The organism is Streptomyces sp. NPDC027672 (assembly GCF_055566335.1).
This window is the reverse complement of the sequence record NZ_JBVHSO010000013.1, coordinates 141,751-165,951: the sequence shown is the minus strand read 5'-3', so window position 1 is coordinate 165,951 and position 24,201 is coordinate 141,751. Positions and strand designations below refer to the sequence as shown.

General features: G+C 75.5%; 9 protein-coding genes. 3 read left to right on the top strand and 6 right to left on the bottom strand.

From position 1 onward, the window contains the following. Positions 1–119 precede the first annotated feature (119 nt). Positions 120–1,427, top strand: a complete 1,308-nt coding sequence (locus ACZ4SV_RS28490; RefSeq protein ID WP_468007543.1) for a hypothetical protein — start codon at positions 120–122, stop codon at positions 1,425–1,427. A gap of 179 nt (positions 1,428–1,606) precedes the next feature. On the opposite strand, the gene ACZ4SV_RS28485 is transcribed toward ACZ4SV_RS28490, so the two are convergent. Beyond that, positions 1,607–2,197: a TetR/AcrR family transcriptional regulator gene (locus ACZ4SV_RS28485; protein ID WP_397941074.1), complete on the bottom strand. Its 591-nt coding sequence runs from the start codon at positions 2,195–2,197 to the stop codon at positions 1,607–1,609. A 178-nt stretch (positions 2,198–2,375) separates the two neighbouring features. On the opposite strand from ACZ4SV_RS28485, the gene ACZ4SV_RS28480 reads away from it, so the two are divergent. Continuing rightward, entirely contained in the window at positions 2,376–3,395 is a 1,020-nt protein-coding gene (locus tag ACZ4SV_RS28480) for an aldo/keto reductase (protein WP_468007541.1), read from the top strand. A 194-nt stretch (positions 3,396–3,589) separates the two neighbouring features. Further along, on the top strand, positions 3,590–4,507 hold the full coding sequence (locus ACZ4SV_RS28475; RefSeq protein WP_365883671.1) for a LysR family transcriptional regulator: 918 nt from the start codon (positions 3,590–3,592) through the stop codon (positions 4,505–4,507). Between the two features lie 74 nt (positions 4,508–4,581). On the opposite strand, the gene ACZ4SV_RS28470 is transcribed toward ACZ4SV_RS28475, so the two are convergent. The 5 genes from ACZ4SV_RS28470 to fabD all read right to left on the bottom strand — a co-directional run bounded on the left by ACZ4SV_RS28470 (position 4,582) and on the right by fabD (position 23,993). Beyond that, positions 4,582–5,682, bottom strand: coding sequence for a 4Fe-4S binding protein (locus tag ACZ4SV_RS28470; RefSeq protein ID WP_468007539.1), 1,101 nt, complete (start codon positions 5,680–5,682; stop codon positions 4,582–4,584). 317 nt (positions 5,683–5,999) lie between these two features. Then, entirely contained in the window at positions 6,000–7,397 is a 1,398-nt protein-coding gene (locus ACZ4SV_RS28465) for a hypothetical protein (protein ID WP_468007537.1), read from the bottom strand. Positions 7,398–7,540: 143 nt separating this feature from the next. Next, positions 7,541–9,043: an MFS transporter gene (locus tag ACZ4SV_RS28460; protein WP_468007535.1), complete on the bottom strand. Its 1,503-nt coding sequence runs from the start codon at positions 9,041–9,043 to the stop codon at positions 7,541–7,543. 155 nt (positions 9,044–9,198) lie between these two features. Continuing rightward, positions 9,199–14,622, bottom strand: a complete 5,424-nt coding sequence (locus ACZ4SV_RS28455; protein WP_468007533.1) for a beta-ketoacyl synthase N-terminal-like domain-containing protein — start codon at positions 14,620–14,622, stop codon at positions 9,199–9,201. After that, positions 14,619–23,993 (bottom strand): ACP S-malonyltransferase, encoded by a 9,375-nt coding sequence (gene fabD, locus ACZ4SV_RS28450; protein WP_468007531.1) that lies wholly within the window; start codon positions 23,991–23,993, stop codon positions 14,619–14,621. Before fabD ends, ACZ4SV_RS28455 begins: the two co-directional genes overlap by 4 nt. Positions 23,994–24,201 lie beyond the last annotated feature (208 nt).

Here is a 24,201-nt window from a genome sequence, read left to right as displayed (position 1 = left end):
CCGTTCGCCGGGGCGGGCGGGCATGGCGGCCCGGACGGTAGTGTTCGGTCATGATCACGCCATCGGGGGAGGCGGTTCGGGTCGTGGGCTGTCCTCCGCCGGAACGGAAGGGACAGTGCATGAGATCGGTACTCGTCAGGGCGTCCGTCGCCGTCGTGGCCCTGGGGTCGCTCGCGGCCTGCGGGGACGGGCCGGCGGGGACGAAGCCCACCGGTCACGGCGACAAGCCTCCCACGCACACCTCGGCACCGGCGCCCTCGCTCAAGCTGGACGTGCCCGCCGCTTACGACACCGCACAGGGCTGGCAGCTCTCGGGCAAGCAGCTCGGCACGTACGCCGTGCTGCCGAAGGCCGGCGCGATCGCCACGATGACCGGCGCGGGCTCCGCGTACCGGGTGACCGTCCGGGACGCGGTGACCGGCCGCGTCCGCTGGACGGGAAAGCCGTTCGCGGACCTGTCCGAGGGCGCCACGCCCGGCCTGTTCGTCGTCCCGGCCGGCGACGCCGAGTACCTGGTGACCTGGTCCCTGGGCAAGAAGGGCGGCGACGCCCTGGCCAAGGCGAAGCAGGTGTACGCCGTGGACGTCTACGCCGCCGACGGCTCGGGCGACGCGGTGGCGCCCGCCCGCCATGCCGAGGTTCCGGCGACCGACTACGGCACGGGCCGTGTCACCGAAGCGGGGGAGAGGCTGCTGATACCCGTGACGGACAAGCGCAAGGTCGCCCTCGACGTGGTGACGGGCCGCACCACCACCTATGACACCGATTCCCTCAAGGCGCCCGGCTGTTCCTCGTGTTCCTACGGCAACGACATCGCCGCCCTGACGGACCGGGACCCGGTGGTGCTGAACGAGGGCGCGGGCGCGTTCGGCATCCCCGGCTCCTGGGACGACGACCGGATCGCGCCGGCCGGGGCCGACCCCGCGACCGGAGCGGTATGGCCGGCCGCCGGCGGGCACCTCCTCGCCCGCTGGGAGCAGAAGAACGAAGACGACCAGAACGTGTGGGCCGTGCTCGACGGCCGGACCGGCCGGGTCCAGGCGTCCGTGCTGTGCGCCAAGCCGTTCGTCGCGTCCGCGGAGGCCCCCGGCTCCGCGCTCTCCCCGAACGGCCGCTATCTGGTCTCCGAGCACCTCGCCTTCGACCTCGGGGCGAAGAAGGGCTACTGCTTCGAGGAGACCGACGACAGCAAGCCCCTCAGCTTCCGCTCCGTCACGGACGACGGCATCGCCTACGGCACCTCGCTGACGAAGGACGGGAGTCTGACCGGGAGCACGGCCCCCGTCCAGCTCGCGCTGGCCACGGGCACCCCGAAGGCGCTCCCCGAAGGACAGGAGGCGCCGGTGGCCGACTTCGGCGGGGTCGGTGTCTTCACCCATGATGTGGGCAACGTGTCGTATCTGGTCGTGTACCGCCGCAAGGGCTAGGAACGCGCCGCGAGGGTTGGCAACTCGCCTACGACGCCTCGGAGTCGGGGAGCCCGTCCGGCCACCCCGGCCCGTCGGCCGCCCCGGTCCGCCGGCCGCCCCGGTCCGCCGGCCGCCCCGGTCCGCCGGCCGCGCCGTCCGGGGGCCCGGGCGGTGCGGCCGGTGCGGCCGGGTGGTGGTCAGCCGGAGCGGCTCAGTCCCGCGACGAGGAGGTCGACCAGGCGGCGCGCGTCGTAGTGCGGGTCGCTCTCCGCGCCGGCGCACAGGTTCCCGACGCCGCGCATCAGCGCGTACGCCTCGACGTCGGAGCGGATCTCACCGGCCGCGGCCGCGGCCCGGAGCAGCTCGGTGCAGACGGGCACCAGGCGGTCCAGGAAGTAGGCGTGCAGCGCCTCGAAGCCGGCGTTGTCGGACCGCAGTACGGCCGCCAGCCCGTGCTTGGTGACCAGGAAGTCGACGAAGCGGCCGATCCACTGCCGCAGCGCGGCATACGGCGTCGCGCTCTGGGCCAGCAAGGCGGGACCGGCTTCCGCACAGGCCTCGACCTGGTGCCGGTAGACCGCGATGACGAGGTCCGCCCGCGTCGGGAAGTGGCGGTAGATCGTGCCCACCCCGACGCCCGCCTTGGCCGCGATGTCCCGTACCGGCGCTTCCACGCCCGAGGCGACGAAGACCGCGGCGGCCGCCTCCAGCAGCGTCTCCTTGTTGCGCCGGGCGTCCCTGCGCTGGGCCGGGGCCGCGCGCCCGGTGCCCTCGCCGCTGTCCTTCACCACGCGCTCCCTTCGCCAACGCCATGTCCGGCACCTCTTGCGGAAACGGAACACTGTTCCGTATCGTCGTTCCGGAACGAGGTTCCGCTTGCTCATCATGGCAGAGCGGGCCCCGGCAGCCAAGCGCGCCCCCAGTGGAGCCGCTTCCTCCGCTCCGCTCGCATAAGGAGTCACAGGCATGCAGTACCGCACCTTGGGCCGTACCGGTGTACAGGTCGGCACCCTCGCGCTCGGCGCGATGAACTTCGGCGCCATCGGGCGCACCACCCAGGACGAGGCCACCGCCATCGTCGACGCCGCCCTGGAGGCGGGGATCAACCTCATCGACACCGCCGACATGTACGGCGACGGCGAGTCGGAGGAGATGGTCGGCAAGGCCATCGCCGGCCGCCGCGACGACATCGTGCTGGCCACGAAGGCGACCCTGCCCATGGGCGACGACCCCAACCGGCGGGGCGGTTCGCGGCGCTGGCTGGTCACCGCGCTGGACGACAGCCTGCGCCGCCTCGGTGTCGACCACGTCGATCTCTACCAGATCCACCGCTGGGACCCGGCCACCGCCGACGAGGAGACGCTGTCGGCCCTCACCGACCTGCAACGCGCCGGAAAGATCCGGTACTTCGGCTCCTCGACCTTCCCCGCCTACCGCATCGTCCAGGCCCAATGGGCGGCCCGCGCCCATCACTTGGGCCGCTACGTCACCGAGCAGCCCAGTTACTCGATCCTCCAGCGGGGCATCGAGGCCGACGTCCTGCCCGTCACCGAGGAGTACGGACTCGGTGTGCTGGCCTGGAGCCCCCTGGCCTCGGGCTGGCTGTCGGGCGCGGTGCGCAGGGGGCAGGAGGCCGCCGGCCACCGTGCGACGATCCTGCCGGAGCGCTTCGACCTGAGCGTCCCGGCCAACCGGGCCCGGCTCGACGCCGTCGAGCGGCTGGCCGAGGTCGCCGAGGAGGCCGGTCTGACGATGATCCAGCTCGCCCTCGGCTTCGTCACCGCGCACCCGGCCGTGACCGCCGCCCTCATCGGCCCCCGCACCCTCGGTCATCTGCGCGACCAGCTCGCCGCCGCCGACACCCGGCTCCCGGCCGGCGTGCTCGACGCGATCGACACCATCGTCGCCCCCGGCACCGACCTCGCCGCACACGAGAAGTTCGACACCCCGCCCGCGCTGCTCGACCCTTCCCTGCGGCGCCGCTGACCCCCGGCCCACCGTCGGCCGCCCGAGAAGCTCCTTGTGACGGGTTCCCCGAGGTGTGTTCCTCGGCGTGCGGTGACTAGTCTGGACCCCCGGCCCGCGATCGAGTCGGGAGATTCCGCGGGCGGCCGGCATCCACGGCGTCTATCCGCCGGGGGTGCCGGCCGTGTCGGCGCCGTACCGCAAGAGGACCTTCCGTGAACCTGGCCAGTCTGGACCTCAACCTCGTCGTCGCCCTGCGTGCCCTGCTGGAGGAACGCAACGTCACCCGCGCCGGGCAGCGCGTCGGCCTCAGCCAGCCGGCGATGAGCGCGGCCCTCTCCCGGCTGCGCCGGCACTTCGACGACGACCTGCTCGCCCGGGTCGGCGGCCACTACGAGCTGACCGCGCTCGGCCAGGTCCTGCTGGATCGCACCGCCACCGCCTACGACGTACTGGAACGCCTTTTCGCCAGCCAGGCCGACTTCGACCCGGCCAAGGAGAACCGCGAGTTCAAGCTGGTCGCGTCCGACTACGCGGTCGCCGTCTTCGGCACCGTGCTGGCCCGCGCGGTGCACGAGGAGGCGCCCGGCATCCGGCTGCGGTTCACCCACACCCCGCCCACCGTGGTGGACGACACCGCGACGCTGCTGAGCGCCACCGACGGCCTGCTCATGCCGCACGGCGTGATCAGCGACTTCCCGGCCACCGACCTCTACGACGACCGCTGGGTGTTCCTCGTCGCGGACGACCACCCGGCCGTCGGCGACCGGCTCACCCGGCGGGACCTGGCCCGGCTGCCCTGGGTGACCTACCAGCGCACCTATGACGCGCCGGCGGTGCGCCAGCTCGGCATGCTCGGCATCGAACCGCGGGTCGAGGTGTCCGTCGACAGTTTCCAGCTGCTGCCGCTGCTGGTCGCCGGCACGCGGCGGATCGCCCTGGTGCAGGAGCGCCTCGCCCGCCTGCTGGCACCGATCGCCGCCGTCCGCGTGGTGGAGCCGCCGTACGAGACGGTGCCGCTGCGCGAGGCCCTGTGGTGGCACCCGGTCCACACCCACGACGCGGCCCACATCTGGCTGCGCGAGACGGCCGCGCGGGTCGGCGCGGCCATACGCCCCGACGGTCACCCGTGACGGCGGCGGCCGGGCCGGTCGCCAGGTCACCGGTTCCGGCCGGCCGGTGACCCCGGGCCGCCAGGTCCGCGCCGTCAGGCCGGGTCCTCCCGCGGCTGCGGCTGCGGCCGCCAGCCGCCGGTGACCTCCTTGGCGGGCTTGTGCGGGAAGCGGCGCTCCGCGTACCGCTGCGCTTCGGAGCCCGGCAGGACGTAGAGCGTCTCGACCTTGTCCTGAAGCGGGCGCAGCACCCTGTCCATGAACTCCTTGCGGTCGTCGAGGTACGGGCCGAGCACATCCTCCCCGCCGGGGCAGACGGCCACGCAGTAACCGGACTTGTAGCTCGGCTTGAAGGCCAGGCTCTGCCACATCGACGCGTTCTCGGAGTCGGTGACGCGGGAGCGGAAGTCGGCGGCGTCCTCGCTGTCGGCCACCGTCTGCACCCAGTCGGTGAACCCGCTCATGAACTCCCGGTAGTTGTGCGTCGCGCAGGCGAGGAAGTCGAAGCCACCGTCCTTCTTGATGGCGCCGATGGGACAGGCGGCGACGCACAACTTGCAGTCGACGCACGGGTTGTAGTCCAGCGGCCGGCCGTACCCGCTCACCTCCGCGTCCACCAGGACGGTGGCCAGCAGCACGAAGTTGCCGAACTTCGGGTGGATGACGTTGCGGTGCAGACCCATCACGCCGAGGCCCGCCGCCACGGCGACCGTCTTGTGCGCCACCACCCAGATGCGGCCCGGGAACCGCTCCATCTCCTGCGGGAAACCGGCCGACGGGTTGAGCGCGCGGTGGCCGGCGTCCTGCAGCGCCCGGGTGACCGTACGGGCGGCGTGGTTGACCTGTTCGTCGGTCTGGTGGAACTCCTGGTTCGCCACACTGCGGGCCGGCGTGCGGTAGTTGTCGCGGTTCATCCGGACGACGAGCGAGACGAGGGTGCGGGCGCCCGGCAACGCGGCGAGGACGTGCTCGCGTTCCCCGGCGAGATCGGGGTGGTCGAGGCTCACCGCGGCCGCGTCGTCGGCGCCCGCGTCCAGGCACAGCCGGCGCAGCCACTCCGCGTCGATCACCGGCGAGGGCTGGTCCGCCGTACCGCTCTCCCGGCGGGCGAGGACGGCCTGTACGGACGGATGGCCGGCCAGCTTGGCGGGCAGCCTCGGCTGCCGGGCTCGCTTCGCGGTGTCTCGCTCGGGCATGTCGGCGCCCTTCCCCGTGAGGTGGAGTGAGTTGGAATTCCAAACTCACTATGCCGGTACGGCGGGTCCGGTGGCAAGGCCGCCACCGGCCGGCGGTCCTGCGGGTCGATGGATCGACGGGTCGACGGGTCGACGGGTCGACAGGTCGACGGGCCGACGGTCGACGGGCCGGTGACGGCCCCGCCGGACGTTCCTCGCGACGGCCAGCCGGCCGCGCCGGGCATTCCTCGCGACGGCCCCCGGCTCCGCCGTCCCGGGCTGTGTGTTGCCTCAGCCACGGCCAACCGGCCCCGCCGTCCTGGGGGTTGCGCGTTGCCTCAGTCACCGCCTCCCGGGACCCGCCGTCCCGGATCACGCAGCAGCAGCACCGTGTTGGAGACCGCCCCCGTCGCGGTGTTCACGGGCGCGGCCGGGCGGTCCGCGTCGGGACTCGCGTGCCGGACGTAGGCGCCCGCGACCCGGCCGCCCGGCAGGAACGGGGACAGGACGAAGGGCACCCGGGCCACGGCACGGTTCCCGTCGGAGCCCCGGAAGTGCATCCAGGTGCTGTCCGGCACGAGCCGGCGCTGGACGACGAGGGTGTCCTCCCGTGACCGCCGCGTCAGCAGGCCGAGCCAGTCCCGCGCGGTCACCTCGTGTCCGGCGACGAAACCCGCGCCTCCGTGACCGCACGACGGCTTGACGATCAGACCGGCCCGTTCCCGCACGGCCCGGTCCAGGACGCGCCGGCGGTGCCCGGGACTCTGCCCGGGGCCCAGCCACGCCGTCCACGGCACATGCCCCGCGATCAGCGCGCGGTCCGCGGGCTCGTACAGGTCCAGGTCCTCGTGCATCCAGGCCAGCACCTGCTTGGCACTGAGCAGGCACGACGCCTCGGGGACGAACAGTCGCACGCCGCCGGCCAGGACCGCGTCGCGCAGCACGCCCAGCGCCGGGCCGTCGGCCACCACCGCACCGACGAACTGGTTGAAGACCACGTCGACGCGGTCCTCACCCGCCCACAGCCCCGCGGCGCCGCCGCGCACCTCGGACAGGTCCGCCACCGACACCGCCAGCCCCGCGGCCCCGGCGGCCTCCGCGGCCGGCCGCAGATAGCGGCGCAGCGCGCGGGCACCGCCCAGCTTCACCGCGATGCCCGAGTCCGCCCGCCAGGTGGGGACGAGCACCCGGCGGTGCCCGTCCCCGGACACCGGTACGGTCCCGGCCAGCGCGGCGGCCCGCGCCCGCAGGGTCGAGGGTGGTTCGGCCAGGGTGCCGTCGGGCCAGCCACCGGCGAACACCGCGCCGCGCTCCTCCAGGCCCGGGACGCCGTAGAGGTTCGGGCCGACGTTCAGCTCGACGAACCAGGGCCGGCCGCCGGCCAGGAGCGCGTCGGGCCGGGCCATGCGCAGCAGCACATCGGCGGACAGCCGCTGCGCCGGGTCCATCAGCCGCAGGTCACGGCGGTCACGCAGCGCCTCGTACAGTTCGCCGGCGGTACCGGCCCGGCGCGCGCAGGCGAGCAGGGCGCACCGCAGCACGCCCGCCGCCAGTCCCGCGAACCGGTAATACTCCGCTTCGCCGAAGACCAGCGGGCGCAACGCCTCCCAGCGGCCCGGCAGCGCGTCGAGCACCCACCGGTCGGCCTCGGCGCCACGGCGCAGCAACGCCGAGCGGGCCGCGCCCGGCAGCCGGTGCCACAGGTCACGCAGGACCACGCCCGAGCCGTACTCCACGCCTGCCTCCCGCGGACACCGGCGGACCGGCGCCGTACGGCAGGCCGCCGCACGGCCGCCCCGAATCCTCCCGGACTCCATCCTGCGGTCCGCGCACCGGCCGCGCCCGGCCACGACGCCCCGTGCACACGCTGGCACCCGTGCTATCCCGCCGGCTGCACCAGGCCGTTCGGTTCGTCCGCCGGCTCTGCCGTCGCCGTGCGGAGCATCAGGCAGGCGCACACCGCCACCACGGCGGTGCCCACGGCCCCCGTGTACAGGGCTCCGTGCAGTCCGTCGATGAACGCGGCCCGGAACCAGTGGCGCACCTCACCGCCGCCGGAACCCGTGAGGGCCGCCGCCGGGCCGCGCGCGAGGGTCCGGTCGGTCAGCGCGGCCGCCCGGTCCGCCGGCAGGACCGCCTCCGCCTGACGCAGCAGGGAGTCCCGCATGCGGGAGTTGAGCACCGCGCCGAGCGCCGCCACACCGGTCACGCCGCCCAGTTCGCGCAGCATCTCGGCGATCGCCGTGGCCATACCGGCCCGGGGACCGCGCACCCGCTCCACGACGATGACGTTGACCGGCACGAAGGTGAGGCTCACGCACACCCCGATGACCGGCAGCACCCAGCAGTACTCGGCATAGCGCGCGCCCTCCCCGTACAGGCCGAGCCCCGCCAGCGCGAGCGGGCACAGCGCGACGCCGATCATCAGCGGCCGGAAGGCGTTCCAGCGCGCCGACAGCCGGCCCGCGACCGGCCCGGTGACCACGATGAACGCGGAGGCCAGCAGGAAGACGAGACCCGCGCCGGCCGCCGACCAGCCGAGGACGTACTGGAGGTACAGCGACAGGAAGAAGATCGCTCCGAACAGGGCCAGACTCGTGGAGAAACAGGCCAGCGCCGCCACCGCGCAGGGCCGGTCCCGGAAGAAGGACAGGTCGAGCATCGGGTCGGATGAGCGCCGTTCCACGGCCGTCAGCGCCGGCAGCGCCAGCACGGCGGCGGCTAAACCGGTCAGGACGGCCGGGTCGGCCCAGCCCTCGGAGGGCCCCTGGATCAGCGCGAAGATCAGCCCGCCGACGCCCGCGGCCGCCAGCGCCTGTCCCGGCAGGTCCCAGGAACGGGTACGGGACGCCGGCGCGTGCGGCAGCGACAGCGCGCCGAACACCAGCAGGCCCGCACCGATCGGCACGTTGATGAGCAGCACGCTGTGCCAGCCGAACCGCTCCACGAGCGGACCGCCGATCACCGGGCCGAGGGCGAGCCCCAGCCCGGACGCGGCCCCGCGCAGCCCGAGCGCCTTCGCCCGGGCACCGTCCTCCGGGAACACCTGCCGCAGCAGCGCCGCACTGGACGGCAGCAGCACCGCGCCCCCCGCGCCCTGGACGACCCGCCCCGCGACGAGCACCGCCCAGCTGTCCGCCGTGGCGCCCAGCGCCGACCCGACGGTGAACGCCGCCAGACCCGCGAGGAACACCCGGCGCCGCCCCAGCCGCTCGCCGACGATGCTGCCCGGCAACAGGAAGGCCGCCAGCACCAGCGTGTAAGAGGCCACCACCCACTCCAGGCCGCCGACCCCCACCGTCAGGTCACTGCCGATGTCCGGCAGCGCGTTGTTCATCGCGAGGTTGTCGAGCATGACCATGAAGACGGCCACGGACTCCACGACGAGGACGGCTCCGGGCCGGTCGCGCCGCGGTCTGCACGCGGACGCAGCGGGCGAGGACGGTCGGGTACGCGGCAGGGGCATGGCGTCGTCCAGGGGAGGAGAGGGAAAGAGAGGGCGGAGAGGGGCGGAGAGGGAGGAGAGGGCCGGAGGGATCAGCGGAGGTGTTCGGTGATGAGCCGCAGTACCCGGTCGAGGGACTGGTCGGGATGGCAGAAGTAGTGGTCGCCGGGCAGCACGTCCAGGCGGAAGCGCCCGTCCGTCACGCGCCCCCAGGCCCGCATGTCCGCTTCCGCCACCACCGGATCGCCGGCGCCGTGCAGCGCGGTGACCGGGACCCGCAGCCGGGGCTCGGCCGGATCGTGGCGGTAGCCGTGGACGAGACGCAGATCCGCGAAGAGCGCCGGTTCCGCCGCGCCGAACAGCCGCTCGGCGGTGTCCTTCCCGAGCCGGCCGGCCAGCGCGTCGTGGAACGCGGCGGGCCGGGCACGCCGTACGCGCAGCGCCTCCCCGGCGGTGGGCAGGTCCGGCAGACCGAGGTCCCGGCAGGCGTCCGTGACCCGGCCGAGCAGCGGATCGGCGCCGGCCGCCGGACAGCCGAAGGCGGCGACGAACAGATGCCGCAACCGGTCGCCGTGGGTGGGGGCCAGCCGGTGGGCAAGACGGTAGGCCAGCAGCGCGCCGACGCTGTGCCCGTAGAACGCGAACGGCCGGTCGGCGTGGGCGCGCACCACCGGCTCCAACGCGTCGAGCAGGGCGTCGGGGTCCTCCAGGCACTTCTCGTCCGCGCGGTCCTCCCGGCCCGGCAACTGCACCGGGCACACGTCGATGTCGTCCGGCAGCGCGTCGGGCCAGGTCCGGAAGAGGGAGGCGCCGCGTCCGCCGTACGGCAGGCAGAACAGCCGTAGCCGCGCGGTGCCCGTCAGCCTGGCGTGCCGCAGCCACCGGGCCGGCTCCCGGGACACCGGCCGGCCCGGTCCGGCCGGGGCGTCCGCGAGCAGCAGCCCGCCGAGGGCGGCGGCCAGCCCGCCGGCCGTACCGTGCAGCAGGGCGTCGAGCGGCGGCTCCACGCCCAGGTCGCCACGGAGCCGGCCCCGCAGTTCCAGCGCACGCAGGGAGTCCACGCCGAGGTCCGCGAGCGGGCGGTCCGGCGGTGCGCCGGCCGGGCCCGGGTCGTCGGAGGGGTCCAGCACGGTGCGGAGGTAGTCACCGAGGACGCGGGGCCGCAGCCCGTCGGGCGCCGCGCGGTAACGCTCGACGACGTCCGCGCGTCGCGGACCTGCCTCCTCGGCGGCGGACCGGCGTGGGCCGGGTTCCTCGGTGGTGGCGGACGGGAATAGGCCGGACTGCTTCGCGGTGGCGGGCTGCCATGGGCCGGTGAGGCCCGCGCCGACCCGTCGTACGGTGGCTCCGTCGCAGGCGGCCACCAGGTGTCCGGCGTCGTCCCACAGGCGGTAGTCGGCGGTCAGGGCCGCGTCGGAGGGCTCGCCGCCGAGGACGAAGCGCACCCACAGCGGCCCCCGGCCCGGCCGGCCGGACAGCGCGAACCGGCCGATGCGGCGGGTGAGGAACACCTCGTCGTCGGCGAGCCGGGAGCCGGCGGCCGGCACGTACAACTGCGCGCACGCGTCGAACACCCCGGCCGGCACCGGCAGCACACCGTCCTCCTCGCCGCCCGTCCCGGCCCTCTCCGGGGCCCGTAGCCGGGCGACGACCTCACCGTCGCCGAACCACGCCTCCTCGATCCACTCCACCGACGGGCCGAGCGCCAGGCCGCGGGCCCGCAGGGCGGCATACAGCGAGGCGCCGTCGACCCGGCCGGGCAGCCGGGCCAGGATCTCGGCGCGGTCCTCGGGCCCGCACGAGCGGGCGGCCGGGTCCGGGGCGGGCAGGCGGACGCCGAGGCGGCCGGTCAAGTGCAGCGTCCACGCCGTTTCGCCCTCGGCCAGGCTGTGCACGGTGCAGAGGCGGCCGCCCCCGGCCGCCTCCGGAGAGACCGTCAGCTGAACGGTCCGTGCCCGCGCGCCCAGATACAGCGGGTGGACGAACTCGGCGTCGCGCAGTTCGTGGCCGGACGTGCCGTCGAGTTCCGCCACGGCCGCGGCGACCATCTCCTGGTAGTAGCCCACGTGCAGGACACCGCTGGTGTCCGCGGCCTGCGGCAGCACCTCACGGCTGAGGGTGGTCCGGAACTGGGCGTGCTCCAGGGGCGAGGACAGCACGCGCAGGGCGGTCGCGCCGCCCAGCGGGCGCGCCGCCGCGCCGGCCGGGCCGTCCGTGCGGTGCGCCTCGGCGCGCGGCACCGGGGGTGCGTGCCGCCGCCGCTGGAACGGGTAGGCCGGCAGCGGCAGGCACACGGCCGCCCGGTCGTCGTGGACGCGGGCCCAGTCGGGGTCCACGACACCGGCCCGGTAGGCCGCCGCCAGCCCCGCCAGCAACTCGCTCCACGCGCCGTCACCGTGGTCGTCGCCCGCGACCCGCCACCACGAGCGCCCCGGCACCGGTACGGGGGTCGGCCCGCCCACGGAGACGAAGAGGCCGTACCCTCGCTCGGCCAGCGGCGCGGCGGTGGCCGACGCCGCCCGCGCGGGCCCTGCGGCCGGGCCGCACCAGAACCCCGGGTCGGCCAGGAGGTCCGGCGGCACCGGTTCGTCGCCGTGGTCGTCCCCGCGCAGCAGTCGTACGGCGGGCGGCCGGGCGGACACCTCGCGGGGCACCGGCCCGCCGTGCCGGGCGGTCAGCAGCGCGCCGGCCGCGGCGAGGTCCAGGGTCCCGGCGACGACGGCCGCCGCCAGGTCACCGCAGCCGGAACCGCCCACCGCGGCGACCGGGACGCCCCAGTCCGCGAGCAGACGGCCCAGCGCGGCCTGGAACACCAGGGCCACCGCGTCGGCGGCGAGCGGGGTGAGGGCGTCCACGGAGTCCGGCAGGCGGGCGGGGACAGTACCGGCGGGCAGCCCCAGCCGGCCGGCGCAGGAGTCCCACAGCGCCGCGAAGCCGCCATGGGCCCGGCGCAGCGCCCGGGCCGCCGCCAGCGCCTGCCGGGGCGTGGCATCCAGAAAGAGCCCGATGTGCGGCGCGTACGGCGATGAGTTGCCGCCCCGCACAGGTGACCCGTACGGGCCGGCGTGGTGAGCGGGGTCGGCTGGGTGGGCCAGGTCTGGTTGGTCGGTCTCTTGGGTTCGGTCCGCTGGGCGGGACCGGTCGGTCTGCTCGGCCCGGTCGGCGCGGTCCGCCCGATCGGACCCGTCCGCTCGGTTGGCCAGGTCGGCAGGGTCGCTCCGGCCCGTTCGGACGGTTCGGTGGGGCAGGTCGGCGCGGTGCGGTCGGTCGGGCGCATCGGGGAGGTCGGTCCGGTTTGCTCGGTCGGCCGGGCTGGTGAGATTAGACCGGCCCGGTCGGTCGGTCCCCTCGGTCCCGGTGGTCCCACTGGGCAGCGCGGTCTCTCGGGTCACGTAGGCCCCGTCCGCTCGGTCCGCCAGGTCGGTGCGGTTGGTGTGGCCGGTGCGCTCCGCTAGGTCGGCCAGATCGGCGTGGTCGGGCTGGTCGACCCGGTCCAGTCGGTCGGTCTCGCTGGCCCCAGTGGTCCCGTAGGTCCGGTCAGTCCGGTCGACCAGGCCGGCGCGGTCGGCCCCGATCGCATGGTTGGCCCTGCCCGCGCGGTCGGCCCCGTCGGCCCGCTCCGCCTGGTCGGCTAGGTCCGCCCGCTTGGTCCGGTCGGCCCGGTCGGCCACCTCGGTCAGGAGCGCTGCGAGCTCCGGGCCCTCCCGGTCGGTGACCAGGGCCGCCCGGTGGCGGAAGTGGCGGCGGTGGGCGCCGAGGGTGTGGGCGATGTCCGCGAGCCGGGCGTCCGGGTGGTCACGCACCCAGCCGGCTGTACGGCGGGCCAGCGCGGCCAGCGCGGCCGGGGAGGCGGCCGACAGCGGCACGACCCGGGCCGCGGCCGGCATGGCGTCCGTGCGCACCGGCGGCGGAATCGGACCGGATACGGCCGCCGCGGCCGGCATGGCGTCGGCGCGCACCGGCGGCGGAACCGAACCGGATACGGCCGCCCCGGCCGGCATGGCGTCGGTGCGCACCGGCGGCGGAACCGGAGCGGATACGGTCGCCGTGGCCGTGTCGGCGCCCTCGACGATCATGTGCGCGTTGGTGCCGCTGAAACCGAACGAGCTGACGCCCGCGATCCTCGGCGTGCCGTCGGCCGGCCATGGCTCGGTGCGGCGGGGCAGGACCACGGGCAGCCGCTCCACACCCAGCCGCGGATTGGGCTCCCGCAGATGCAGGTTGGGCGGGATCAGGCCGTGCCGCAGCACCAGGACGGTCTTGATCAGACCGGCGATGCCGGCCGCCGCCTCCAGATGACCGAGGTTGCTCTTCAGCGCGCCGAGCCGCAGCGGCCGGTCCGCGGACCGTCGCGCGCACAGCACGTCCACCGCCGCGCCGACCTCGATCGGATCGCCCAGCGGGGTGCCGGTGCCGTGCGTCTCCAGATAGCCGACGGCCTCGCCCGGCACACCCGCGCCGGTCAGCGCGGCGCGCAGCAGCGCGCGCTGGGCACGGCCGTTGGGCACGGTGAGGCCGCCCGAGCCGCCGTCGTGGTTGACGGCGGACGCCCGGATGACCGCGTGCACCGGGAGCCGGGCCGCGACCGCGTCCGACAGCCGCGTCAGCGCGACCGCGCCGCACCCCTCCGCCCGCGCGTACCCGTCGGCCGACGCGTCGAAGACCTTGCAGCGCCCGTCCGGGGACAGCGCGCCCATCTCGTCCAGCACCAGGAAGACATCAGGGGACAGCAGCACGTTCACCCCGCCGGCGACCGCCGCGTCGCACTCGCCGCGCCGCAGGCTCTCCACGGCCAGGTGCACCGCCACCAGGGAGGAGGAGCAGGCGGTGTCCACGGCGAGCGCCGGGCCGTCCAGCCCGAGGGCGTGCGCCACCCGGCCCGCGGCCATGCTGGGCGCGGCCCCGACCGCGGTGAACGCGCCGACCTGCTCCGCGCGCACCGGCAGCCGCGCGTGGTCCGAACCGGAGACGCCCACGAACACACCGACCCGGCCGGCACCGGGACGACCGGTGAGCAGCCCCGCCCGCTCCAGGGCCTCCCACACGGTCTCCAGCAGCAGCTTGTGCTGCGGATCCATCGCGGCGGCCTCACCCGCGGACACGCCGAAGAAGGAGGCGTCGAACGCGTCGATGTCCTCGGCGAGGAACCCGCCCTGCAACGCCGCCCAGCCGGCGCCTGGCCGACGGGCGCCTGCCCGGCCAGCGCTCACCGAGCCGGGCCCCGTCGAGCCGGAACCCGCCGAGCCGGATCCTGTCGGCCATCGGTCGGTGGGCGCCGGTCCCACCGCGTCCCGGCCCTCGGCCAGCAACTCCCAGAAGCGTTCCGGGGAGTCCGCGCCGCCGGGAAAACGGCAGGCCAGTCCCGTGACGGCGATCGGCTCGGCGGCTCGGGCGCGTTCCTGCGCCAGCTCACCGCGCAGCGAACGGATCGCGTCCAGCGACCGGCTGAGCAGATCATCCCGGTCCGGGACGCGCGGGTGCGCGTCCGGACGCAGCGCGTCGGCGGTGCCGCTCACAGGCCGAGTTCCTCCAGTACCGAACGCAGTTCGCGGTGTACGTCCTCGACGGCCCCGCCGTCACGCGGCGGCAGGACATCCAGCACCCGGCGCAGCAGCCTCGGGTCGGCGTGCGCGACGCCGAACTCGCTCTCGCCGCCCGACAGGGCCCGCTCGAAGGCGTCGACGCCCACGGGCGTCTCCAGCAGGGTCAGACCCACCCGGCTCAGCAGCGCCTCCTCCGTCCGGGCGTCGGCCCGCATGCCGCCGTGCCGCCAGGACGGCCAGACCAGGGCGATGCTGCGGCCCCTGCGTTCACCGGCCAGCCGTAGCCTCTCCCGGTGGCGGGCGAACGCGCACAGGAAGCGGTTGGCGTACGCGTAGTCGGTCTGCCCGGGGTTGCCGATCAAGGCGGTCAGCGAGGAGAAGGCCAGGAAGAAGTCCAGGTCGTCGTCGCGGGTGAGCGCGTCGAGGTGGAAGGCGCCGAGCACCTTGCCGGCCAGCACCTCGTCCAGGTCCCGGCCCGTCTTGTCCGCCAGCAGGGCGTCCCGTACGCAGCCCGCCGAATGGATCAGGCCGTCGATACGGCCGTGCCGGTCACGGGCGCGCTCGACCAGCCGGCGGGCGCCGTCCTCCTCGGCGACGTCCGCCCGTACGTACTCCACGTCCGCGCCCAGTGCGGCGATCCGCCGGACGGCCGCAGCCCGTTCCGGACCCGGTTCGGCGCGTCCCCCGAGGACCAGCCGGGCGCCCGGGGCCCGGCGGGCGAGGTGTTCGGCGAAGAGCAGACCGAGCCCGCCCGCGCCGCCGGTCACGACGTACACCCCGCCGGGCACCACGGATCCCGGCGTCACCGCCAGTGTCCGGGGCGGCAGTTCGCGCACCCGGCGCACCAGGCGCCGGCCGTCCTGGTAGCGGACCTCCGCCTCCCGCCCGGAGCCGCGCAGTTCGGCCGTACAGACCCGGACCACCTCCTGCGGGTCCGGCCGCGCACCGCCGCGGGCGGCGTCGACCGCGACCGCCTGGACCAGCAGACGGGGGTTCTCGTGGCGCAGGGACCGGGCGAAGCCGGACAGGGCCTCGGCCAGCGGATCCGGCCGGCCCGCCGGATGGGCGTCCACCTGGAGTACCCGGACCGTCCTGTCCCGCGCCGCCGGCAGCAGCCGGCGGGCCAGCCGGAACAGGGAGCGGACCCCGAGATCGAGGCGGCGCCGTACGTCCTGGCCGGCCGCGGCGGCCGTCCACAGGTGGACGAACACGCCGGGCCGTTCCGTGCCGCCGGCGTCCGCGTCGGCGTCGAGGCTGTCCACCAGCCGGTCCCAGTCACCGGTGTCACCGGGCCGGACCCGGTACTCCCCGGCGTGCACACGGGCGTACTCCGTGCCCGGCCTGACCAGCACGACGGGCGCGGGACAGCCGTGCGCGCGCAGCCGGTCCCGGAGCAGCCGGGCGACCGCGTCGTCGGCGTCCAGGACGACCGCGCCCGACGTCCACGGACCGGCGCCGTCGTCCGGTGCCGCCGGTGCCGATGGGTCCGGCTCCCAGTCGGCCGTGAAATGCACCGTCCGGTAGCGCGGCGGGCGTTGGCCGTCACCGGGCGCGGGCACGGTGGCGGTGCCGGGCGTGCCGAGGTCCGGCAGCGGAAGCAGGTACGAGGCCAGCGCGCCGACCGACGGATGGTCGAAGGCCACGGTGGCGTACAGCTCGACCCCCAGCTCCTGTTCGATCCGGGTGCCGAGCCGGACGGCGAGGACCGAGTCCAGGCCGAGGTCGAAGAAGCCGGTGTCCGGGTCGGGCGGCTCTTCGGGGTCGTACTGGAGCAGGTGGCCCAGCTCCGCGCGCAGCCACCCGGTCAGCAGGGCGAGCCGTTCGCTCGGCGGCGCGGCCCGCAGGACACCGAGCAGCCCTCCGCCCGCCCGGTCCGCAGACTCCGCGTCCGGCACGGGTACGCCGCCGCGGGCCGGCGGACTCGCCGGTACGGCGCTCTCCGCGGGCGCCTCGCCGTCGGACACGTGTGCCATGTTCCCCGCGGGCGCTTCGCCGCCGGACGCAGGTGCCTTGCTGTCGGACACGGGCGCCTCGGGGCCGGACGCGGGTGTCTCGGGGCCGGGCGCGGTGAGTGCGGGTGCTGCCTTCTCCGCGAGTGACCCGGCACCGGACGCGCCGGCCTGCCCCGCGTTCTCCGTGGACGTCCCCGCGTCGGATGTGCCGGTCGGGTCGTGCAGCCAGTAGCGGTGCCGGCTGAAGGGATACGTCGGCAGGGAGATCCGGCGCGGCCGGTCCCGTCCGTCGTGGAGGGCCGTCCAGTTCCAGTCCGTGCCGGCGGCCCAGGCTCGGGCCAGTTCGTCCGGGTCGCGCCCGGCGGACGGCCGGTGCCGGTCGCCGGACGCCGGGTGCGCGACGACACCGGTGTGGACCCGCGGCCCGCCCGCCCCGGCCAGATGGGCGTCGAGCAGCGCGACCGCCTCGGCGGGACGGGAGGCGGTGAGGGCCAGGCGGTGCGCCAGGTGCGCGCGTCCGGTCTGCAGCGTGAAGGCGGTGTCCGGCAGCAGCGTCCGGGCGCCACTGCCCGTTGTCGCCCCCGGCTCCGGGTCCGCCACGGCGTCGGCCAGGAAGCGGCGCAGCCGTACGGCGTACTCGCGCAGGTTGGCGGCCCCGGCAGCGGACAGCACCAGGACGTGCCGTCGCTCGGCCGGCGCGGGGCGGGACACCTCGGGTGCCTCCTCCACGATCAGGTGGACGTTCACGCCGCCGGCCCCGAAGGAGCTGATGCCGGCCCGGCGGGGACGGCCGCCCGGCGGAGGCTCCCAGGGCGCGGCTTCGAGTTGCACCCGGAACGGCGTCTCCTCGAAGGCGATGTCCGGGTTGGTCCGCGCCGAGTGCAGCAGGGTGGGGACCAGCCGGCGGTGCTTCAACTGGAGTACCGTCTTGGTGAGCTGGGCGATTCCCGCGGCCGCCTCGGCGTGCCCGATCAGGGACTTCACCGACCCGACGGCGCACGACTGCCGGGCGGTGACGTCGGCGAACGCGTCGCACAGCCCGCGCACCTCGACCGGGTCGCCGAGCGCGGTGCCCGTGCCGTGCGCCTCCAGACAGCCGATGGTCGCGGCCTCGACGTCCGCCGACCGCAGGGCCGCCCGGATCACCTCGGCCTGGGCCACCGGGTTGGGCACGGTGTAACCGAACGTCCGGCCGTCGCTGTTGACCGCGGAGCCCTTGACCACCGCGTGGACCGTGTCGCCGTCGCGCAGCGCCTGCCCGAGCGGTTTGAGCAGGACGGCACCGACCGCCTCGGCGGGCACATAGCCGTCCCCGCCCTCGCCGAACGCCCGGCACCTGCCGTCGGAGGACAGGAAGCCCGTTTCGGCGAGTGTCATGTACTTCACCGGGTGCAGGCTGAGGTTGACCCCGCCGGCGATCGCGGCCCGGCACTCCCCGCGCCGGATGCTCTCGCAAGCCAGGTGCACCGCGTACAGGGAGGAGGAGCAGGCGGTGTCCACGGTGAGACTGGGACCGCCGAGGTTCATCAGATACGAGACGCGGTTGGCGACCGAGAACGTCTGGGTCTCCACCGCCAGCCATTCACCGCGCTCCAGCGCCGCCGACCCGAAGAGCTGGTAGGAGTTGTACGTCACGCCCGCGAAGACCCCCACCGCTCCGCGCCGGTCGCCCGCAGCCGGGTCCGCCAGGGTGTCCGGTGTGTACCCGGCGTCCTCCACGCACTCCCAGGCAGTTTCGAGGAACAGCCGCTGCTGCGGGTCGAGATAGCGGGCCTGCACCGGAGAGAGGCGGAAGAACGGGGCGTCGAAGGCGTCGACGTCGTCCAGCCAGCCGCCCCAGCGGTGCCAGGCGTCGCCGTAGCGCCGCCGGGCCGCCTGCGCGTACCGCCGGAAGCCGGGCCGGTCCAGCGGCATCTCGTCCACGCAGTCCCGGCCGTCGACGAGGTTGCGCCAGAACTCGGCGACGGACCTGGCGTGCGGGTAGCGGCCGCTCATCCCGACGATCGCGATGTCGTCGTCGCGGACGGACGCGGAGGAGCCGCTGCCGGGGGTGGAGGGGTGGGTAAAGGAAGCGGAGGAGTGGGGGACGGGCGCGGGCGGACCGGTGGTGGGCGTGGGCTCGGCGGGGAGTGTGGTGGCGCCTGCCGTGGGGTGGCGGCTGGCGAGGTAGGCGGAGAGGCTCCGGATGTTCTTGTGGGTGAAGACGAGCGTGGCCGGCAACTCGCCGTAGGTCCGCTCCAGTCGCGCGCGGACCTGCTGGGTGGCGAGGGAGTCCAGGCCGAGCCGGTCGAAGCCGGTGTCCTGGTCGAGTCCGGCAGGCCGCCGGCCGAGCGTCTCGGTCAGGACCTGGACCAGGTGCTCGGCGATCCGCTCACGCCGGTGCCCGGCCAGGGCGCCGGGCGGCGCCGCGTCAGCCAGGGGGCCGGGAGAGCCGGGCGGCGCCGCGTCGGCCGGGGCGGGGGCGCTCGGCGCGGCCACGGGCCACAGGACGCGTTCCGTGAACGGGTAGGTGGGCAGGGGCAGCCGCCGGTGCGGCCGTTGCGTGCCCAGCAAGCTCCAGTCCAGTTCCGCGCCGGCGGTCCAGAGCCGGGCCAGTCCGGCCAGGTCCGCGCGCTCCGCCAGCGCGCGGACGCGGTCCTCGTCGGCACGGTCGTGGGACGGGCCCGCGGGCGCGGCGGTGGCGTCCGTGGTCCAGACGCCGTCCGCGTGTCCGTCGCGCAGGAAGTGTTCGAGGCGCGCGCGCAGCCCGGCGGCGTCGGCCGCCACCACGGCGAGCCGGTGCTCCATGGGCCGGCGGCCCGTGCGCAGGGTGGCCACGAGATCGTCGAAGGCGTACTCCTCGGCCGGGTGGCAGGCCAACCACTCCGTCAACTGCTCGGCCCTGGCCCGCAGTCGGTCCGCGCTCCGCGCCGACAGCGGCACGAGCCGGTCCCCGGTGACGGACGCGGTCTTCGCGGTCGGCGGGTCCGCGCAGGTCCGCGGGGTGTCCGACGACGGGGCGTACGGGGTCTTCGGGGTGAGCGGAGCCGGCCCGTCTCCGACGTACTCCTCTACGACCACGTGTGCGTTGGCGCCGCCGAAACCGAACGAGCTGATGCCGGCCCGGCGGGGCAGTGCACGGCCCTGTGCGTCCCGGGGCCGTTCCCACGGTTCGGCACGGGTCAGCAGGCGCAGCGGGCCGTCGCCGAGGCGCAGGAGCGGGTTCGGCGCCCGGAACTGGGCCAGACCGGGCAGCGTGCCGTGGCGCATGGCCAGCAGGACCGTCACGAGCCCGGCCATCCCGGCGGCGGCCTCCAGGTGACCGATGTGACTCTTCACCGCGCCGACCGCCAGGTGCCGGCGCCGGGGCCGCGGCAGGCCCCAGTCGGCGTACAGGCCCTCGAACGCCCTGCGCAGCCCCTCGATCTCGATCGGGTCGCCCAGCGCCGTGCCGGTGCCGTGCGCCTCGATCAGGCCCGCGGTCGACGGGTCGAGCCCCGAGGCGCGCCAGGCGGTGGCGACGACCTCGGCCTGGGCGTCGGGGTCCGGCGCGGTGAGGGTGACCGTACGCCCGCTGTGGTTGACGGCGCTGCCGCGCAGTACGGCATGGACGTGGTCGCCGTCCCGGCGCGCGTCGGACAGGGGCCTGACGAGAAGGGCGACCACGCCTTCGCCGCGCACATAGCCGTCGGCCCGCTCGTCGAAGCTCTTGCACCGGCCGTCCGGCGCCAGCATGCCGGCCTTCGTCAGCGAGATGTACGTCCCCGGTCCAGCGAGCACGTTGACGCCGCCGACCAGAGCCTGGTCGCAGTCGCCCTGCCGGATGCTGGACATCGCCCGGTGCAGCGCCGCCAGGGAGGAGGAGCAGGCGGTGTCGACGGCCTCGCTCGGCCCGTTCAGGCCCAGCCAGTAGGAGATCCGGTTGGCGAGCAGCGCGTGGGCGAGTCCCGTCACCAGGTACGGCTCCATGGGGAGGCCGGCGGTGGTGAGCACCTCGAAGTAGTCCATCGCGCTGACCCCGACGAAGACACCGGTACGGCGGGCGGCCGGCCCCTCCAACTGGTGCCCGGCGTCCTCCATGGCCCGCCAGGCGGTCTGGAGGAGCAGCCGCTGCTGCGGGTCCATCAGCTCCGCCTCCCGGGGCGGGATCCCGAAGAACGCGCAGTCGAAGGAGGCGGGAGCACGCAGGAACGCGCCCCAGGGCACGTGCCGGGCATCGACGTCGCCGGGACGCCCGTACGGGGCCCGCCAGTCCCAGCGGTCCTCCGGTACACGCCGGATGACGTCCTGTCCGGCCATCAGGTTTCGCCAGAACCCGTCCAGGTCGTCCGCGCCGGGCAGCAGCCCGCTCATCCCGACGACGGCGATCGGCTCAGCGGGATCCCGCCGCCCGGCACACCGCCACGCCGCGCCACCGAACTCCGCAGCCGCCCCGGTGACGGCGCCGACCGGCGGACCCGAGGCTGGAGTGCCGGGCAGCCCCGGTCCCGACTCGGCCGGCGAGGCCGGGTCTGCGAGGGAGGGCAGGCCCGGCGGGGGAGTCGCGGGCCCGGCCGGGGCAGTGCTGGCTGGGTGGTCGCCGGCCGGAACAGCGGGCGGGTGCAGGGCGAAGCCGGTCGGCAGGCCCATGACGGTGTCGGTCGGCGGAGCCGTGGCGCTGTCGGTCGGCGGAGCCGGGTCTGTGTCAGAGGGCGAGGCAGCGGCGGGCGCGGCCGGGGCGCCGCTGGCTGGGCGGACGGGGGCCGGGGCAGTGGGCGGGTGCAGGGCGGAGCCGGTCGGCAGGCCCGTGACGGTGTCCACCGGCGGGACCGGGGCGGGCGGGGCAGGGAAGGCAGTGGTCGGCGCAACCGGCAGGGGAGCGACGAGCGCGGCCGGGACGACGGAGCCGGCCGGAACCGGGACTGTCGCGGAGGGCGGTCCGGGGACGGCAGCAGCCGATGGGACCGGCGGGTGAGTGGCCGGCGCAGCCGGTGGTGAGGCCGAAGCCGGTACGGCGTCGGCAGGCAGGCCGGGGACTGGAGTGGCGGGCAGGCCCGCTCCCGAGACGGCCGGCGAGGCCGGGGTTGCGAGGGAGGGCAGGCCCGGCGGGGGAGTCGCGGGCGCGGCCGGGGTGCCGCTGGCTGGGCGGACGGGGGCCGGAACAGCGGGCGGGTGCAGGGCGGAGTCGGCTGGCAGACCCGTGACGGTGTCAGTCGGCGGAGCCGTGGCGTTGTCGGTCGGCGGAGCCGGGTTTGTGCCAGAGGCCGGGACCGGGAGGGCAGCGGCGGGCAGGGCTGGCGGGGCAGCGGCGGGCCCCGCCGGGGTGCCGCTGGCTGGGCGGACGGGGGCCGGAACAGCGGGCGGGTGCAGGGCGGAGCCAGCCGGCGAGGCCGGATCTGTGCCGGAGGACAGGACCAGGAGGGCAGCGGCGGGCGGGCCCGGTGGGGGAGTCGCGGGCCCGGCCGGTGCAACGACGGCTGGGCGGACCGGGGCCGGAACGGCGGGCGGGTACAGGGCGCAGCCGGACGGGCCACCCGTGACGGAGTCGGCCGGCGGAGCCGGGTCTGAGCCAGAGGGCGGGACCGGGAGGGCAGTGGCGGGCGCGGCCGGGGTGCCGCTGGCCAGGCGGACCGGGGCCGGACCAGCGGGCGGGTGGAGGGCGGAGCCGACCGGCAGACCCGTGACGGTGTCGGCCGGCAGGCCCATGGCGGTGCCAGTTGGCAGACCAGTGACAGTGTCGGTCGGCGGAGCCGTGGCGCTGTCGGTCGGCGGAGCCGGGTTTGTGTCAGAGGCCGGGACCGGGAGGGCAGCGGCGGGCGGGACTGGCGGGGAAGCCGCGGGCGCCGCAGGGACAACGGTGGCCGGCCGGACCGGGACGGAGTCGCCTGGGTGGATCGGGACGGAACCGGCTGCCCGCACCGGCACGGAGTCGCCCGGCCGAACCGGGGCGGAGTCGGCAGCCCGTACCGGCACGGAGTCGGCAGCCTGGGTCGGGGCGGAACCGGCAGCCCGCACCGGCACCGAGTCGCCCGGCCGGACCGGCACGGAGTCGGCGCCCCGAATCGGGACGGAGTCGGCCCGCACCGGCACGGAGTCGCCCGGCCGGACCGGCACGGAACCGGCAGCCCGCACCGGCACCGAGTCGCCCGGCCGTACCGGCACGGAGTCGGCACCCCACACCGGCGCGGGCGTACCAGGCCGCTGCGCGGCAAGTGCGGCGGGCCCGGCGCCAGAGGGAGTGGGGGCCGGGGCCGGGCCCGGTGTGTGGCGGAGGGGATGGTTCTCCGGGCGCCGGCGTGCCTCGTCGTACCGTTCGGCCAGCCGTTCCGGGTACGCGCCGGCGAGGTGTCCGGCGAGCCCCCGTACCGTGCGGTGCCGGTAGAGCACCGCGGGCGGCACGTCGAGTCCCAGTGCCGCGCACAGTTCGGCGGAGAGGCCGACCAGGGTGGCCAGGTCGATGCCGTAGGCGCCGAGGTCCGTGTCCGGGGCGGGCGCCGGGCCGGGGACGCGGGCGACCTCCCGCAGTCGCCGCAGCAGATCCCGCTCCACGTGGGCGACCAGCGGTGCGACGGTGTCCGCAGGCTCCGCGGAGCCGGCGGACCGGATGTCGCGGACCATCGCGTCGAGGGCGTTGCCGGGTCCCACCTGACGGAAGACCGTCACGCCCGCCGCCAGCAGGTACCGCACGGACTGCGTCCACCGCACCGGCGCCGAGAGCTGCCGCAGGAGGCACGCGGACGGGTCGGGGCCGTGCGGCAGCGCCGTGACGTTCGAGACGACCGGGAACCGGGGCGCGGACAGTGCGGCCGCCCGGACGTGCGCGGCCAACTCGCGTTCCGCCTGCCGCATATAGCGGGAGTGGAACGGCCCGCTGACGTTGAGCCTGGAGTACAGCCGGGCGCCGGCGCGGCCGAACCAGGTCTCGGCGCGGGCCAGACTCCGCGCGGGGCCCGAAATGACGTACTGGGTGGGCGTGTTGTGGTTCGCGATGTCCACGTCGTCCAGCCCGGCGTCCCCGAGGACCCCGGCCACCCGGTCCGCCGCCAGTCCCACCACCACGGCCATGCCGCCTGCGGGCGCCCGGGACATCAGCTCCGCCCGCCGGGCCACCAGCCGCAGCCCGGTGGCGAAGCCGAAGGCGCCCGCCGCCTCCAGCGCGTTGTACTCGCCGAGGCTGTGGCCGGCGGCGAAGTCCGGTGGCCCCTCGTGCTCTTCGCACCAGGCGCGGTACGCGAGCGCGCTCACCACATAGAGGGCGGGCTGCGTCCAGCGGGTTCTGCCGAGCAGTCCGTCGGGATCGTCGAGACAGAGACGGTCGACCGCGTAGCCCAGGATGTCCCGGGCCTCGGCCACGAGATCCGGATACCGCCCGAGCAATTCCGCGCCCATACCGGGACGCTGGGCTCCTTGCCCGGGGAAAAGGACTGCGATCACTTGTCAAAAGGTACGCCTTCCGCGCGGGAAGACAGGCCCATAACGGTGAAGATCACTGACAGAGGTGAGAGATCTGCTTATGGCGGACGGCAGTTGGATAATCGTAAAAACTGAGGAATCGGCCAGTGTGTGGGTCACCGGTCATCCGGTCGGGTGTCGGGGCGGACGAAACCCGATCATGGCTGTGACGAGGCTTTATCCTCTCAGA

Bases quoted from the DNA above. Each gene is read 5' to 3' on its own strand.
- ACZ4SV_RS28490 (WP_468007543.1), top strand. From the start codon at position 120: ATGAGATCGGTACTCGTCAGGGCGTCCGTCGCCGTCGTGGCCCTGGGG.
- ACZ4SV_RS28480 (WP_468007541.1), top strand. From the start codon at position 2,376: ATGCAGTACCGCACCTTGGGCCGTACCGGTGTACAGGTCGGCACCCTC.
- ACZ4SV_RS28470 (WP_468007539.1), bottom strand. From the start codon at position 5,682: ATGCCCGAGCGAGACACCGCGAAGCGAGCCCGGCAGCCGAGGCTGCCC.